We start from the raw sequence: 15,296 nt of genomic DNA on the forward strand, positions 1-15,296 counted from the left end.
GGGTCGCGCCGCCCGGCCGCACGACGGTCACGTCGGGCCCGTGCCCGGCGCGCCGTCATCGGCGGCCCCGCCCGACGGGGCGGTCGCCGTGCGCACGGCCCGCGACGACCGGCGCCGCGCGAAGGCGTCGATGTGGGGCAACACCTACGAGCCGCCGCCCGTGCTGACCCGCCCGGCGGGACCGGTCGGGCGCTCCCCGAAGGGCGTCGAGGTCCCGGGGCTGGCGACGGCCGACGGCCACGACGTCGTCCCCGCGCTGCTGCCGCCCGCCGCGAGCGACCTCGACGAGATCCCCGAGCACGTCGTCGACCTGGCCGACCGGTTCCTGCGCCTGCCGCGGCACCTGGGCATCCACTCGGGCGGCATGGTCATGTGCGACCGGCCCGTCATCGAGGTGTGCCCGGTGGAGTGGGCGCGGATGCCCGGCCGCACGGTGCTGCAGTGGGACAAGGAGGACTGCGCCGACGCGGGGCTCGTGAAGTTCGACCTGCTGGGGCTCGGCATGCTGACGGCGCTGCGGATCGCGTTCACGTCGGTCGCGGAGCACGAGGGGCGGACGCTCGACCTGCACGCGCTGCCTGCCGAGGACCCCCGCGTGTACGACCTGCTGAGCGCCGCGGACACCGTCGGGGTGTTCCAGGTGGAGTCGCGCGCCCAGATGGGGACGCTGCCGCGCCTGCAGCCGCGCACGTTCTACGACATCGTCATCGAGGTCGCGCTCATCCGCCCCGGGCCCATCCAGGGCAACTCGGTGCACCCGTACATCGAGCGCGCGCACGGCCGCCAGGCGGTCACGTACCTGCACCCGCTGCTGGAGAAGTCGCTCGCCAAGACCAAGGGCGTGCCGCTGTTCCAGGAGCAGCTCATGCAGATGGCGATCGACGTCGCCGACTTCACGCCCGCGGAGGCCGACCAGCTGCGCCGCGCGATGGGCTCGAAGCGCTCGACGGAACGCATGGAGGCCCTCAAGGGGCGGCTGCTGTCGGGCATGGCGTCGCACGGCATCACCGCGGAGGTGGGGGAGCAGATCTACGACAAGCTGCGCGCGTTCGCGGACTTCGGGTTCCCCGAGTCGCACGCGTACTCGTTCGCGTTCCTCGTCTACGCGAGCGCGTGGCTGAAGGTGTACCACCCGGCGGCCTTCTACGCGGGCCTGCTCGCGGCGCAGCCCATGGGGTTCTACTCGCCGCAGAGCCTCGCCGCGGACGCCCGCCGGCACGGCGTCGAGGTGCTCCGTCCGGACGTGCAGGCGTCCGACGTGCAGGCGTGCGTCGAGCGCACGGGGCCGACGCCGCCGGGCGGCGAGCCGCTGCTCGTCCCCGCGCCCAGCGGCACCGGCCCGGCGGTCGGCGTGGGGGTGCGCACCGGCGCGGCGGCGGACGTGCCGCGCTCGCTGGCGGTCCGGCTCGGGCTCGCGTCGGTCCGGTCGGTGGGGGAGGACGTCGCCCAGCGGCTCGTCGACGAGCGCCGCGCCCACGGGCCGTTCGCCGACCTGCGCGACCTGGTCCGCCGCGTGCGGCTGAGCACGACGCAGCTCGAGGCGCTCGCGACGGCCGGTGCGCTGGACGTCCTGGGCGCGACCCGGCGGGAGGCGCTGTGGGCGGCGGGCGCGCTCGCCCAGGAAGGGCCGGACACGCTGCCCGGGGTGAGCGTCGGGGTGCAGGCGCCGACGCTGCCTGGCCTCAGCGACGTCGAGGCGGCCACCGCGGACGTGTGGGCGACGGGCGTGTCGGTCGACTCCTACCCGACGCAGTTCGTCCGCGACGGCCTGGACGCCGCGGGGGTGCTGCGCGTCGTCGACGCGTTCGCCCACGAGGCCGGTCGACGGGTCGCGGTCGCGGGCGTCGTGACGCACCGGCAGCGTCCCGGCACGGCCGGCGGGGTGACGTTCCTGTCGCTCGAGGACGAGACGGGGCTGCTCAACATCGTGTGCTCGGCGGGCCTGTGGCAGCGGTTCCGGCACGTCGCCCGCACGTCGCGCGCCCTGGTGGTCCGCGGGCGCCTGGAACGCTCGGACGGGGCGACGAACCTCGTCGCCGAGCACCTCGGCGTGCTGTCGCTCAAGGTCCGCTCGACGTCGCGCGACTTCCGCTAGCCGCCCGCGCCGGGGGTGGTGCGGCGGTCGGGCCGGTCAGGCGCGCTGGGCCGCGCTGCCGCGCAGGATCGACGTCATCTTCTTGCCGCGTGCGACCTCGTCGACGAGCTTGTCCATCCAGCGGATCTGCTGCATGAGCGGGTCCTCGATCTCCTCGACGCGGTAGCCGCAGATCAGCCCCGTGATGAGGGTGGCGTCGGGGTTCATCGCGGGCGCCTGGGCGAAGAACGTCTCGAGGTCGACCTCGTCGGCGATCACTCGTGCCAGCCCGGCCTCGTCGTAGCCGGTGAGCCACGTGATGACCTGGTCGACCTCGTCCTTGCCGCGGCCCTTGCGCTCGACCTTCTGCACGTAGAGCGGGTAGATGCTGGCGAAGCTCATGGCGAAGATGCGGTGTCCCGGCATGGTGCGACCTCCGTCGTCCGCGTCCCGTCGCCCGGTGGTCCGGGGCCGACGGGGATCGCTCGTCTCGGACCAGTCTCGCACCGGTGGCCCCGCCCGCCCTCGTGCCCGCTCGTCCGGTGCAGAGATCCGGCGGCGGACGCCCCCCGCACGGACGTCACGGTTCGCTAGCCTGCGACGATGCTCGGACCCCTCGCCGCGTACCTGCCCACCCCGCGCACCCCGGAGGGCGGCGTCGCGCCGGGCGTCCTCGCGGCGCTCGCGGACCGCGCCGTGACGGCCGGGGTCGACGGGATCGCCGTCCTGGGCTCCACGGGCGGGTTCGCCTACCTCGACGGCGGCGACCGGGCGCGCGTCGCGCGGGCCGCGGTCGAGGCGGTCGCCGGGCGGGTGCCCGTGGTGTGCGGCATCGGCGCGCTGACGACCGCGGACGTGCTCGGCCACGCGGCCGCGGCGCGCGCGGCGGGCGTCGACGCGGTCCTGCTGCCGACGACGTCGTACCTGCCGCTCACCGGCGCCGAGGCGTTCGCGCTGTACCGGGACGTCGCGGCGGTCGCCGAGGTGCCCGTGTGGGTCTACCACAACCCCCGCACGACGGGCCTGGAGCTGTCGGTCGACGACCTCGCGGCGATCGCCGCGCTGCCGGGCGTCGGCGGCCTGAAGGACCGTGGCCTGGACGCCGACGACGTCCGCGCCCGGTGCGCGGCGCTCCTCGCGTCCGTGCCCGGGCACGTCGAGGTCGGGTTCAGCGGCGACGCGCTCGGCGCACAGGCGTTGCTCGCCGGCGCGCGCACGTGGCACAGCGGCCTCGCGGGCGTGCTGCCGGGGCCGTGGGTCGCGACCGCCGCGGCGGCCGTGGCCGGGGACGAGGCGGAGGTCGACGCGTGGACGGCCCGCCTCGCGCCGCTGACGGACCTCGGGGCGCGCTGGGGTGCGATGCGGCTCGCGGGTGCCGTTGCCCGGCACGCGGGGCTGGACCTCGGGCCGCTGCCCGCCCCGCTGCTGGAGCCGCCCGCCGACGTGCGGGACGCGGTCGACCGGGCGGTCGCGTCGGTCGTGGCCTGATGCCTGACGCGTGACGCCCGGCGGTCGCGCCCCGACGTCGTGCGGTCGCGCGGGTGCGGACGAGCGCCGTCGGCTGCCTGGCGTCTCAGCCGTGCGCCGGGGCGCTCTCCACCTCGTCCTCGGCGTCGGTCGGCCGGACCTCGTCGTCCGCGTCGTCCTCGTCCATCGGCGGGTCGAGCGTCCGCAGCCGCGAGAAGATCGCCCAGACGACGGCCACGAGCGGCACGGCGATGACGGCGCCGAGGATCCCCGCGGTCAGCGTCCCGGCGGTGACCGCCAAGGCCACGACGACCGGGTGCAGCGACACCTGCTTGCCCATGACGAGCGGCTGCAGGATGTGCCCCTCGAACTGCCCGATGAGCGCGATGCCGATGCCGACGATGGCCGCCGACAGGAGCCCGTTCGCGGCGAGCGCCACGATCATCGCGACCAGCATCGCCGCAGGGGCGCCGACGAGCGGGATGAACGCACCGATCATGACGAGGACCGCGAGCGGCGCCGACAGCGGGACGCGCAGCACGGACAGCAGGATGAACGCGAGGAGCCCGTCGGTCACCGCGATGATGACCGTCCCGCGCGTGTAGCCGGAGAACGTGTACCAGCCGGCGCCGCCCGCGGTCGTCCACGTCTCCCGGAAACGCGTCGGCAGCTGGTTGAGGAACCACGTCCACATCTCCTGGCCGCGCGCCAGGAAGAACACCGTGCAGAAGATCGCCAGCGCGAGCGCCGTGAAGATCTCGACGACCGAGCCGGCACCCGCGGCGGCCTGCGACGCGAGGTCGCCCGCGTGGTCCTGCACCCACTGCTGCGCGTTGCCGATCCACTCGGCGATCTGCTCGTTCGTGATGCTGAACGGCAGCGGCCCGTTCTCCAGGAAGTCCGTGATCTGGCTGATGCCGTCGCTGAACTGCTTGGTCAGGTCGGTCCACTGGTTGGCGATCGAGTAGCCGATGTACGTCAGCAGCCCCAGGAAGAACAGGATCCCGCCGAGGATCGACAGACCGGTCGCCAGGCCGCGCCACATGAACCGCGACAGGAAGTCCACGATCGGGCGCAGCACCGCCGTGAACACGAACGCGAGGAAGACGGCGATGAACAGCAGCTGCACACGGGACGTGGCGTAGAACACCAGCGCGACGGCCGCGAGCACGACCAGCAGCCGCCACGACACGCCCGCCATCACGCGCAGCCAGTGCGGGGCGGTGTGCTCGACGCCGTACGCGCTCGGGTTGCGTCGTGCGCCCGCGACCTTGCGCGCAGCGCCCGACCCCGTCGACAGACCCGGACTCCTGGTCGCGTCGGTCATGGCCCCCCATCCAGGTCGGACACCTCGCCGGAGCCGCTGCCGGGCACCGTGCCGTCAGTCTGCACCCGGGGGCGGATGCATGCCCGACCGCCGCACCGTGCTATCTTTTCTGCCGCACCTGAGGGAGCCTACGGGCCCCCGGACGGTCCACCTGTCCGGGTGGCGGAATGGCAGACGCGCTAGCTTGAGGTGCTAGTGCCCGAAAGGGCGTGGGGGTTCAAGTCCCCCTCCGGACACTCGTTGAGACAGCGACGAAATCGCCTCTGACCTGCGGAAACGCGAGTCAGAGGCGTTTTTCGTCTCCGTGTTCGGTGTGCCCGTGGGCACACCGTGTGCCCACCCGTGTGCCCATAGGGGTCGACAGTGTGGCGTTTGCGCACGTCAGCGTGGTGTCCGGAGGGGGATCTGGACCCCCTGCTCGCTCACGGTATTCGGGAGCCCGCGGGGTACTCACGGTTCGAGTTCGACGCTCCGGCCTCGGGCGCGTGCTGGCGTGAGGACCAGGTTCGCCGCGAGTTGGGCGTAGGGCGAATACCGCGTTGCCGACGGGAGCGTGGTGCGTTCGGGCAAAGCACCGGCACGACGGGACCACGTTCCAAGTGGCCACTCTGCCGCCACGCACTAGAGACGACACGTTGCGACCGTCCGCAGCTCTCGCCGCCCACGACTGCCGATCGACGCGCGCACCGGCGATTGCCTCGACCTTCGAGCCCGGCATGACGGGCTCGAGCGGCTCGTCGTCAGAAGGCCAGACCTGTCGCCTCCATCGCGGGGACGCGCTGCCGGATTGCATCCGTGAACGTCTCTCGTTCCTCAGAACTGAGTACGTCGTGCACCCACACGTCGATAAACGCGTCGCGCACCTTCGATGCCCGCATCGTCCCGGCGAGACGCTCCGCTACGCGTGCAGGCCACGTGTGGTGGTCGTCCAGCCGCATCGCGTCCTCCACAGCGTCCATCAACGTTCCTGCATGAACGCCGAGTCGCTGCCCGATAGCGATGAAGTTCTCCTCCTGCATCGAGGAGAACACAGACCGCTCCGGAGCGAGCCTCGCACCCGGAAGTGCGATGCAGGCCTGACCGGGATCCTCATCGGCATCCAGGACTCCCAGCCCGGCCTCAGGGAACCTCCCGGCGTGCGCGAGTTCTCCCAGGATCCGCACAGTCCCCGCGGGTCCGACCGGAATGATTCGCAGCCTGCCCAGCAGGGCGGGATCCGCCAGCCGAACTACCTGCTCGATGACCTCGACCGCGAACTCGTCCTCGCAGTACAAGGTGAGCTCGGGGTGACGCTCGTCGTCCATCTGCGTCATCGCATACTCCGCAGTGACCCCGTAGACCGGTTCGCGTCGTCCGCCGCGGGCCGTCCTCAAGTAGATCCGTGCGTCAGCAGGAAGTTGTTCGAGGACGTAAGGAGAGTGCGTGGTGACGACGAGCTGGAGGCGACGCGTTGTGGCGATACTGATCAGTTCCGTCATGAGTCTGCGTTGCGCTCGCGGGTGGAGCGAAGCCTCGACCTCATCAATCAGGATCAGGCTGTTCCGTGGTGCATCCTGCAGCAGTGCCATGAGATCCGTGGTCGCGTCCTCGCCGGCCCCTTGATGGAAGTTCGAGTACGTCGTTCCGTCGTGCGAGACGATGCCAACCTGCTTCCCTCGGTCGTCACGCACGATGGAGCCGGAGTCGTACGTCCTACCCAGGACGCGCGAGAGGCTATTGCGATAGTCGTCTGACAGCGCGAGTTCGTTAGTGCTCTGCGCGAGTTCGATGCGGGCGACCTTGCCGTAACCGATGAGACTGTCGATCGGTTGAGTCCGCGAGACATCGAGGAAGAACGTGCGCCGAGACGGGCGCTCGGGCATCCCGCGCCAGCGTGAAGTCGGCTTGCGAACTGCGTGAGTCACGACATCCTGTCCGCGGCGGACTCGGTAGCTCAGGCGGACACCCTTCACTTCTTCCCACGGAGTCGTCGGAAAGAAGTCGTCAGGCGAGTAGTCCTTGATTCACGTCCCCTCCGGACACTCGTTGAGACAGCGAACACGAAGGGCCTCGATCCACGGATCGGGCCCTTCGTGTTGCGGTCGGGTGCCCCGTACCCTCGGCGGTGACCCGGGTCCCCGGGCGCTCGCAGAAGGAGGCCCGTGCCCGTGACCACGTTGAACGCCGGACAGAACGTCCCGCTGCCCGAGGCGACCGTGCGGGTGGAGGTCAGCGGTGCGGTGGACCTCACGGCGCTCGTGCTGAGCGCGTCCGGCAAGGTCGACGGCGACGCGGACATGGTGTTCTTCAACCAGCCGGAGGCGCCCGGCGCGCGGCTCGCGGGCCGCACGCTCGACCTGACGCCCGGAGCACTGCGCAGCGGGGCGGAGCGGGTCGTGCTCGTCGCGTCGCCCGCGGCCGAGGGGCAGACGTTCCGCGAGGTGCCCGGGGTCGGGGTGTCGCTCACGTCGGGGGCGCTGAGCGCGACGTTCACGCCCGGGTCGCTCACCACCGAGACGGCGCTGGTGCTGTGCGAGGTGTACCGGCGGGACGGGGCGTGGAAGGTCCGGGCCGTCGGGCAGGGGTACTCCGACGGGCTCGCCGGGCTCGCGCGCGACTTCGGCGTGGACGTCGAGGAGCCGGCCGCCGCGGCCGCCCCGGCAGCACCGTCCGCGCCGGCGCCGCCGGCGCCGTCCGCCCCGGCGATCTCGCTGACCAAGGGCGAGGAGCGGCTGCCGCCGGACATGCGCAAGCGCCTCAGCCTGCGCAAGGAGCTCGTCACCGTCTCGCTCACCAAGAAGGGCGCGACGGGCCTCAAGGCCCGGGTGATCGGGGTGCTCGACGTCAGCGGGTCGACGTCCGGGCTGTTCCGCAGCGGCGTCTTCGCGCGAGCGGTCGAGCGGATCATGCCCGTGGCGGCCGCGCTCGACGACGACGCCGAGATGCAGATGTTCCTCATGGGTGCCCGCGGCGTGCGGGTGGACGACCTGCAGGTCGGCGACCTGCCGCAGTGGCTCGAGAGGTACACGACCAAGCGGCCGACCGAGGCGGGCGGCTACAACAACGAGCCGGCCGCGATCGAGGAGGTCCTGCGGTACGTCGCGACCCAGTCGACCGACGTCCCGACGCTCGTGCTGTTCTTCCACGACGGCGGCGTGACCGACAACAAGGGCACAGAGGCCGCGATCCGAGCGGCCGTCCCCGCGGCGGTGTTCTGGCAGTTCATCGGTCTCGGCCGGGCGAGCTACGGGATCCTCGCGCGGCTCGACGACCTGCAGGGACGCGCCGTGGACAACACGGGCTTCTTCGCGCTCGACGACATCGACGCCGTTCCGGACGCCGAGCTGTACGACCGGCTCGTGCAGGAGTTCCCCGACTGGGTCCGGGCGTACTACCCGGCGGGGCACCCCGCGCGGGCGTCGCTGGGGCGATGAGCGCGATGACCGCCGGGTCCGGCGGTGCGGCGGTCACGTACGCGTGGCGAGGGACGTTCTCGGACGCCGAGGTCGACGCCCTGCACGCGGAGGCGTTCGGGCACCCGCCGGGCGACGAGCCGTGGCACGACCGGGTGTCGCGCCTCAGCCTCGGGTGGGTGACTGCCCGCGACGACGACGGCCTGGTCGGCTTCGTCAACGTGCCGTGGGACGGGGCGGTGCACGCCTTCGTCGTCGACACGTCCGTGGCGCTGCGGGCCCGCCGGCGGGGGATCGGGGTGCGGCTGGTCGAGGTCGCGCGCGAGCACGCGGCGGCGTCGGGGTGCGAGTGGCTGCACGTCGACCTCGAGGACGGCCTGCGGGACTTCTACCTGGGCGCGTGCGGCTTCGCGCCGACGGGCGCCGGGCTGGTGCGCCTGCGCTGACCCCGGCGCCGGCACGATCTGGGCGGCCGCCCCGCGCCGCGAGGACGCGGTGCGGGCCTCGACGGTCGGTCGGGGCCCGCACCGGGCGGCCGGAGGCGCGAGGCGTCGGTCAGGCCGAGCAGGGTAAGGCGCCGTCGGCGGGCGGGGTGCCCGTCCCGAGGAAGCCGTAGACCGTCGTGCGGCCCGCCGCGAGGGTGCCGTTCCAGTCCTTGCTCGTCACGGTGACGACCTGGCCCGACGTGGTGGCGTCGCCCGACCACAGCTGCGTGAGCGCGCCGCCGGCGGGGAGCGTGAGCGTCGTCGTCCAGCGCCGGATCGCGGTGGTCGCGGTCACCTCGACCGACGCCTGGTAGCCGCCGGGCCACCGTCCACCGACCGTGAGGGCCGCCCGGCACGCGCTGGGCTGGACCGTCGGCGTCGGCGTCGGCGTCGGGGTGGGCGTGGGTGTCGGGGTCACCGTGGGCGTGGGGGTGGGCGTGGGGGTCGGAGTGACGGTGGGTGTCGGGGTCGGCGTCGGGCCGCCGCCGAGGGGGAGCGCGGTGAGGAACGCGGTGAGCTTCCCGGCGATCACCTCGTGGTCGCGCACCGACGGGTGCCAGTGGCAGCCGCCGTAGTCGAGGCCCTCGTTGCCGTAGTACCAGTAGCGGACGCGGTCGTCGCCGTCGGCGCGGCGCTCGTCGACGACGCGCTGCGCGAGGTCGGGCAGGTCGGTGCCGGTGTGCACGTACGTCGCGCTGACCACGAGGAACGCGTCCGGGTACCGCGACCGGAGCGTGTCGAGGAAGCCGTGGTACGCGTCGACCCACGCCTCGCGGAGCGCGGTCGTCGACGCCCACGCCTCGCCGGACCCGAGGGCCGTCGAGAAGTCGTTGATGCCGAGACCGACGACCACGGCGTCGGGCTGCCAGGACGCCGGGCGGTCCCACACGTCGCCCGCGACGCCCGGCAGCGCCCGGTCGTAGTACGTGCGGTAGCTCGTGCCCGGCTCGCCGCCCGCGTAGTTGCGCACCATGCCGCGTCCGGAGAACGCGTTGAGCTGGTAGTCGGCGCCGAGCGCGCGGGCGGTGAGCGCCCCGAAGGACAGGTCGGCGTTGGTCGTGCGGGTGACCTGGTCGCCCGTGCACTCGCGGCTCGTCGAGGTGTTGCCGTAGCCGGCCGTGTAGGAGTCGCCGACGAACTCGAGCTGCAGGTCCCGGTCGGGCGGTGCGGGCAGGATCGTGCTGCCGTCGACGGGGACGAAGCCGCCGAACGTGCTGGTCGCCCACGGGACCTCGCTGCGCTTGACGACCCGCACCGTGTGCTCGCCGGAGGTCAGCCCGGAGACGCGGTGCGTCGTGCTGCCCGGTGTCACGAGGGTCGCGACCGTGCGCCCGTCGACCGCGACGTCGTAGTCGCCCGTGGTGTCGGCGAGCACGATGCCGACGCCGGTCCCGCGGAACCGGCCCTCGACGTACACGCCCGGCCACGCGTGCTGCCACGTGTCGCCGGCGACGGCGACCCGCCCCGCGGTGTGCGCGGTGGCGGCGAGGCCCGACGACGCGGTGGGGACGGACCCCGCGGCGAGGGCGGGGACCGCGATCGCGGCCCCTGGGATCAGCGCGACGCAGGTCGCGATCGAGGTGAGCGCCACGGCGGCCCGCAGTCGTCGCACGCCAGGTCCCTTCGTCGGGGTGGAGCCGGCCGGTCGGCGGCGGCGTCCCCTTGGTACCGCCGGTCGGACGGGCCGCGCACCCGGGTGAAGCGATTCGACGACCAGGCCCGTCGCCCCGCAGGTCGCTGCCCGTGACGACGGGTCGTGCGTCGTGTCCGTCGTCACACTGCGTTCGCGCGCCGGGTAGGACCCAGGTCCCGGTCGCGGCGGCTCCGGCGAGCGCCCGGCGACACGCGTCACCCGTTCGGCGCACGCAGGCGCTTCCGCGCCTCGACCCCGGCACGGGAACGTCGACCCGTTGCGTACGCCCGCGCGACCAGGACCGGGACGGGGATCGCACGTGCGCGCAGGTGTCGTGGTGCCCACGCACGAGGAGACGACGTTCGGCCGCGAGGAGATCATCGTCTCCAAGACCGACCTGCAGGGCCGGATCACGTACGCGAACGACGTGTTCGTGCGCGTCTCGGGGTACTCCCGGCGCGACCTCATCGGCAAGCCCCACGCGCTGATCCGGCACCCGGACATGCCGCGCGCGGTGTTCCGCGCCCTGTGGGAGACCGTCGAGCAGGGCGACGAGATCTTCGCGTACGTGAAGAACCTCGCCGCGGACGGGTCGTTCTACTGGGTGCTCGCCCACGTCACGCCGTCCGCCGACGCGGCAGGCACACCCGTCGGCTACCACTCCAACCGCCGGCTCCCGGAGCCGTCCGCCGTGCGCGCCGTCGAGGAGCTCTACGCCGTGCTGCTCGCCGAGGAGTCCCGGCACGCGACCGGCAACGCGGCCGTCGCGGCGTCGAGCGAGCTGCTCGCGAGCCTGCTGGCGGAGCGCGGCGTCACCTACGAGGAGTGGGTCTGGGACGTCATCAACAGCAACGGAGGCATCCGATGAGGCGTGGCACCGCCGAGGGCGCGACGTCCCGCGCGGCCGCCGCGCGTGCGGGCATGGATCCCACCGCGCTCGCGCCCGTCGTCGCGACGCTGCGCCGCGCTGCGGCCGGTGACCTCGAGGCCCGTGCCCCGGAGCTCGACGACCCGGCGCTCGCGGAGGTGGGCGACGCGATCAACGCCCTGCTCGACGTCGTCGACGCGTTCGTGCGCGAGTCGGGCGCCGCGCTCACCGCGAGCGCGCAGGGGCGCTTTCACCGGACGCTCGTCGAGCGGGGGATGCCGGGCGCGTACCGGGAAGGCGCCCGCCGCATCAACGCGGCCCGGGACGTCATGCGCGAGGCCGACGCGGCCGCGCGCGAGGAGGAGCGGGTCCGCGACGAGATCGGCGCGCAGGCCGTCGAGGTCTCGCAGCACGTCGCTGCCGCCTCGACGGAGCTCGGGGCGTCGGCGGACAGCCTGCGGTACTCGGTGCGCACGGGCGTCGACGAGCTCGACGCCACCGTGGCGCTCGTCGGGCGCCTCGAGGCGGCGTCGTCCACCATCGGGGTCGCCGTGACCCTCATCCAGGACGTCGCGGCCAAGACCCGGCTGCTGGCGCTCAACGCGACGATCGAGGCGGCCCGGGCGGGCGACCGCGGTCGGGCGTTCGGTGTCGTCGCGGGCGAGGTGAAGTCGCTGTCCGATCGCGTCGCGACCTCGTCGGCGGACATCGCGGACCAGGTCGCGCAGGCGCAGTCGGTCGCGCGGGAGGTCGCCGGGTCGATCGGCCGGGTCGCGGGACTCATCGCGGAGATCGACGCCGCGGCGTCGGGTGTCGCGGCGGCAGCAGGTCACGACGAGGGCGGTCTGGCGCGGATGGCGGAGACACTGCGCGCGGACATCGGGCGCTTCGCGAGCTGACGTCGCGCGTGGGTCGGTGCGGCCCTGTGCAGCCACACCGTGGTGCCGCTCGACGTGTCCGCGCGGAGCGGGCGCGCGTCAGGACGCCGGACGGCGGAACAGCGCGACGGTGAGGAAGTCGTGGGCGAACACGGGCTCCGTGACGGCGCCGGGACCCGGCATCGGCCCGGTCCACACGGGCTCGTACGCGGCGAACACCTGCCGCAGCTCGTCCTGCGTGTAGCCGACGCCCTCCCCGAGCGCGCCCTCGCGCAGCAGCGTCGCGTCGTCGTCCGCCGCGCCCATCCGGCCCGCCGCGAACGTGCACAGCCCGAACCAGCCGCCCGGCGCGACCAGCCGGTCCAGCGCCGCGAGGTAGCTGATCCGGCGGTGCGGCGCCAGGTGGTGGAAGCAGCCCGAGTCGTACACGAGGTCGAACGGCGCGCCCGGGACGGGCTCGCGCAGCACGTCGACGTCGCGGTACGTGACCGACGCGGCAGGCTCCGTGGTCGCCGCCCGGGCCAGCGCACCCGGCGCGATGTCGATGCCGGTGACCGCGAGGCCCTGGCGTGCGAGCCAGCGGCTGTTGCGGCCCAGGCCGCAGCCCACGTCGAGCGCCGTCGACAGGCTCCCCAACGGCAGCAGGCCCGCGTCGCGCCACACGGGCAGGACCGCGTCCGGTGCGTCGACCGCGAGGGGGTGCCCGGGCCGGGCCAGCACCTCGTCCCAGTGCGCCGACGCCGCGCGCGACGTCGCGTCGGCGCGACCGTCGAACAGGTCGTCGAGCAGGTCGAGCAGCTGGTCCACGGTCGTGATGCGCACAGGGTCTCCGGTCGCTCGGGAGGGCTCGGGTGAGGGGCACGGGCACGCTAACCCCCTGGTCGGGGCGCCGGCCGGGACCTACGGTGGTGGTCATGGCCCGAGGAGACGCCCCGACGTCCACCGTGGAGGAGTACCTCGCCGCCCTGCCGCCCGACGCCGCCCGGGCGCTCGCGCAGGTGCGGGACGAGATCGTCGCGCTCGTGCCCGACGCGGGCCAGCGGATCTCTTACCAGGTCCCGTGCGTCACGTACCGCGGCAGGCCGCTGGTCAGCCTGTCGCACGCCACGTCCCACCTGAGCCTGCACGTGCAGAGCCCGCCGCTCGCGCGTGTCCTCGCGGACACCGTGACCGAGGGGCGCTGGTCCGGCGCGACGCTGCACTTCACCGCTGACGCGCCCCTGTCCCGCGCCACGCTGGAGCAGGTCGTCCGCGGTCGCATCGCCGAGGTCGACGCCGCGCTCGCCGCCCGCGGACGCTGAGGACGGGGCCGGGCGTGGCGACGTGGGACGACGTCCGGGAGGCCGTCGCCGCGCTGCCCGACACGACCGAGGACCGGCCGCGGCGGTGGCTCGCGCACGGCAAGGGGCTCGCGTGGGAGCGGCCGCTGCGGCGCGCCGACCACGACGCGCTCGGCGCCGACGCGTGGCCGGGTGACGTCCTCGCGCTGCGCACGCCCGACCTGGAGGGCAAGGAGGCGCTGCTCGGCTCCGCGCCGGACGTCTACTTCACGACGCCGCACTTCGACGGCTACCCGATGGTGCTCGCCCGGATCGAGCGGCTCGACGCCGCCGAGCTCGTCGAGGTCGTCACCGACGGCTGGCTCGCGCTCGTGCCGAAGAGGGCCGCGCGGGCGTGGCTCGACACGCACCCCGAGCTGGACACCCCGGGCGACACGTCCCCCGAGGGGCGCGGCTGAGCGGGAGTCGCCGCGCTGGTCACCCGTCCAGCACGTGAGAGGATCGCCCGGCCCGACCGCCCGCGGAGGACCCCACGTGAGAACCAGCCGCCTGCTGCTGCGCCGTGCGCGCGCGCACGCCGGGCTGCTCGGCCTCGTCCTGCTGCTCGGCGTGGTCGTCTCCGCGACCGTCGGCGGCACCCTCGCGGCGACGCTCGGGGCGGCGCGGGACGCCGCGCGCGACAGCCTCGCCGACGCCGGCCCTGTCGGCGGGTCCCTCCAGGTGAGCACCCGCCTCGACGACGACACCGCCGGCCAGACGGCCGCGGCGCAGGAGGCCCTGGACGCCGCGCTCGCGGGCACCCCCGGCGACGCGACGCGCACGCTGCGCTCGCTGTCGCTCGCGGTGCGGACCGACCTGACGGCGGCGCCCGACGACGACGGACCGCACCTCGTGCTCGGCGCCGACCCGGGCCTGACGAGCGCGGCACGGCTCGTCGACGGGGACTGGCCGGACGGCGCGACGGCAGCGGGCACCGTCGACGCACCCGACCCGGCGGCGTTGCACGCCGCGGCCGCGGACGCCCTGGGCGTCACGGTCGGCGACCTGCTCGTGGTCAGCGGCGACGGGGAGACCGAGCGCGTGCTGGCCGTCGTCGGGACGTGGCTGCCCGACGACCCCGCCGACCCGCGCTGGGCGGGGGAGCCGCTCGTCACCGACGGGGTCGACGCCGCGACCGGCGCGTTCGGCCCGGCGATGGTCGACGAGACGGTCCTGGCCGACGTGCCCGGCATCGACCTCGTGCGGTGGACCGTCGTCGCCGACCCGGGGCGTGTCGAGCCGGCTGACCTCGCGCCGCTCGCCGCAGGGCTCGACCGCTTCGTCGTCCTCGCCGAGCAGTCTGTCCAGGCGGGCGGGCTCTCCACGAGCGGCGACCTGCCGGGGACGCTGCGGGCCGCCGACGCCGCTCTGACCGCCGTGGCCGCGGTCACGAGCGCCGCGCTCGCGCTCGTCGCGGTCGTCGCCGTCGTCGCGCTCGCGCAGGTCGCCCGCCTGCTGGGCGCGGTGCGGTCGACCGAGACGACGGTCCTGCGCTCGCGCGGCACCTCGGTCGGGCAGCTCACGGCCGCGGCGGCGCTCGAGACGGCCGCGGTCGTCGCGCCGGCGGCGGCCGTCGGCGCGGTCCTCGCGGGGGTCGTCGTGGGGACGGCGGACGTGCCCGTGCTCGTGCTCGGCGCTGCGGCGGTCGCCGTGGTCGGGACGGCGACGCTCACGCTCGGTGCGCGGGCGGCGGCGGTGCGGGCCGGTGACCGCAGCGACCCGGCCGGGCGGCGCGCGCCGATCGTCACCGGCGGCGTCCTCGTGCTCGTGGTGCTCGCCGCGGCGCTCGCGACCTGGCGGCTCGTCCGCTCCGCGGGCACGGGCGGTGGCGAGGGCGGAGGCGCTCCGGGCGC

General features: G+C 74.2%; 14 protein-coding genes and 1 tRNA gene. 10 read left to right on the top strand and 5 right to left on the bottom strand.

Going from position 1 to position 15,296, the window contains the following annotated elements:
* The coding region (locus CBZ_RS13185) for a helix-hairpin-helix domain-containing protein (protein ID WP_373862179.1) at nt 1-2,095 on the top strand (2,095 nt) is incomplete at its 5' end.
* A gap of 36 nt (nt 2,096-2,131) precedes the next feature.
* On the opposite strand, the gene CBZ_RS13190 is transcribed toward CBZ_RS13185, so the two are convergent.
* Nucleotides 2,132-2,500: a DUF2200 domain-containing protein gene (locus CBZ_RS13190; RefSeq protein WP_130781990.1), complete on the bottom strand. Its 369-nt coding sequence runs from the start codon at nt 2,498-2,500 to the stop codon at nt 2,132-2,134.
* A 177-nt stretch (nt 2,501-2,677) separates the two neighbouring features.
* Between CBZ_RS13190 and CBZ_RS13195 the strand changes: the two genes are divergently transcribed.
* Nucleotides 2,678-3,562 carry a dihydrodipicolinate synthase family protein gene (locus CBZ_RS13195; RefSeq protein WP_130781991.1) on the top strand — a complete coding sequence of 295 codons (885 nt, stop codon included), beginning with the start codon at nt 2,678-2,680 and terminating at the stop codon, nt 3,560-3,562.
* Nucleotides 3,563-3,647: 85 nt separating this feature from the next.
* Here CBZ_RS13195 and CBZ_RS13200 read toward each other — a convergent pair whose 3' ends face one another.
* Nucleotides 3,648-4,868 (bottom strand): AI-2E family transporter, encoded by a 1,221-nt coding sequence (locus tag CBZ_RS13200; protein WP_130781992.1) that lies wholly within the window; start codon nt 4,866-4,868, stop codon nt 3,648-3,650.
* Between the two features lie 153 nt (nt 4,869-5,021).
* Here CBZ_RS13200 and CBZ_RS13205 point away from each other — a divergent pair.
* Nucleotides 5,022-5,104 (top strand) — tRNA-Leu (locus CBZ_RS13205).
* A gap of 504 nt (nt 5,105-5,608) precedes the next feature.
* On the opposite strand, the gene CBZ_RS13210 is transcribed toward CBZ_RS13205, so the two are convergent.
* Nucleotides 5,609-6,730 (bottom strand): ATP-dependent nuclease, encoded by a 1,122-nt coding sequence (locus tag CBZ_RS13210; protein ID WP_130781993.1) that lies wholly within the window; start codon nt 6,728-6,730, stop codon nt 5,609-5,611.
* Between the two features lie 285 nt (nt 6,731-7,015).
* Between CBZ_RS13210 and CBZ_RS13215 the strand changes: the two genes are divergently transcribed.
* Both CBZ_RS13215 and CBZ_RS13220 read left to right on the top strand, forming a co-directional pair.
* A complete protein-coding gene (locus CBZ_RS13215) occupies nt 7,016-8,281 on the top strand; it encodes a VWA domain-containing protein (RefSeq protein WP_246013358.1) in 1,266 nt (421 codons plus the stop codon).
* Entirely contained in the window at nt 8,278-8,706 is a 429-nt protein-coding gene (locus CBZ_RS13220) for a GNAT family N-acetyltransferase (protein WP_246013360.1), read from the top strand. The genes CBZ_RS13215 and CBZ_RS13220 overlap by 4 nt, the downstream gene beginning before the upstream one ends.
* A 109-nt stretch (nt 8,707-8,815) precedes the next feature.
* On the opposite strand, the gene CBZ_RS13225 is transcribed toward CBZ_RS13220, so the two are convergent.
* Nucleotides 8,816-10,357 (bottom strand): cellulose binding domain-containing protein, encoded by a 1,542-nt coding sequence (locus tag CBZ_RS13225; protein WP_130781994.1) that lies wholly within the window; start codon nt 10,355-10,357, stop codon nt 8,816-8,818.
* Nucleotides 10,358-10,715: 358 nt separating this feature from the next.
* On the opposite strand from CBZ_RS13225, the gene CBZ_RS13230 reads away from it, so the two are divergent.
* Nucleotides 10,716-11,246 (top strand): PAS domain-containing protein, encoded by a 531-nt coding sequence (locus CBZ_RS13230; protein ID WP_246013362.1) that lies wholly within the window; start codon nt 10,716-10,718, stop codon nt 11,244-11,246.
* Nucleotides 11,243-12,145: a methyl-accepting chemotaxis protein gene (locus tag CBZ_RS13235; protein ID WP_130781996.1), complete on the top strand. Its 903-nt coding sequence runs from the start codon at nt 11,243-11,245 to the stop codon at nt 12,143-12,145. The genes CBZ_RS13230 and CBZ_RS13235 overlap by 4 nt, the downstream gene beginning before the upstream one ends.
* Before the next feature lie 78 nt (nt 12,146-12,223).
* Here the strand turns inward: CBZ_RS13235 and CBZ_RS13240 are convergent, their stop codons facing one another.
* Entirely contained in the window at nt 12,224-12,946 is a 723-nt protein-coding gene (locus CBZ_RS13240; protein ID WP_130781997.1) for a class I SAM-dependent methyltransferase, read from the bottom strand.
* A gap of 92 nt (nt 12,947-13,038) precedes the next feature.
* Between CBZ_RS13240 and CBZ_RS13245 the strand changes: the two genes are divergently transcribed.
* The 3 genes from CBZ_RS13245 to CBZ_RS13255 all read left to right on the top strand — a co-directional run.
* On the top strand, nt 13,039-13,425 hold the full coding sequence (locus CBZ_RS13245; RefSeq protein ID WP_130781998.1) for an iron chaperone: 387 nt from the start codon (nt 13,039-13,041) through the stop codon (nt 13,423-13,425).
* Nucleotides 13,426-13,439: 14 nt separating this feature from the next.
* On the top strand, nt 13,440-13,862 hold the full coding sequence (locus CBZ_RS13250) for an MmcQ/YjbR family DNA-binding protein (RefSeq protein WP_130781999.1): 423 nt from the start codon (nt 13,440-13,442) through the stop codon (nt 13,860-13,862).
* 76 nt (nt 13,863-13,938) lie between these two features.
* A partial coding sequence (locus tag CBZ_RS13255) for a hypothetical protein (RefSeq protein ID WP_130782000.1) occupies nt 13,939-15,296 on the top strand: 1,358 nt, incomplete at its 3' end.

The sequence above is a fragment of the Cellulomonas biazotea genome, from assembly GCF_004306155.1.
Classification (GTDB): Bacteria; Actinomycetota; Actinomycetes; order Actinomycetales; family Cellulomonadaceae; genus Cellulomonas; species Cellulomonas biazotea.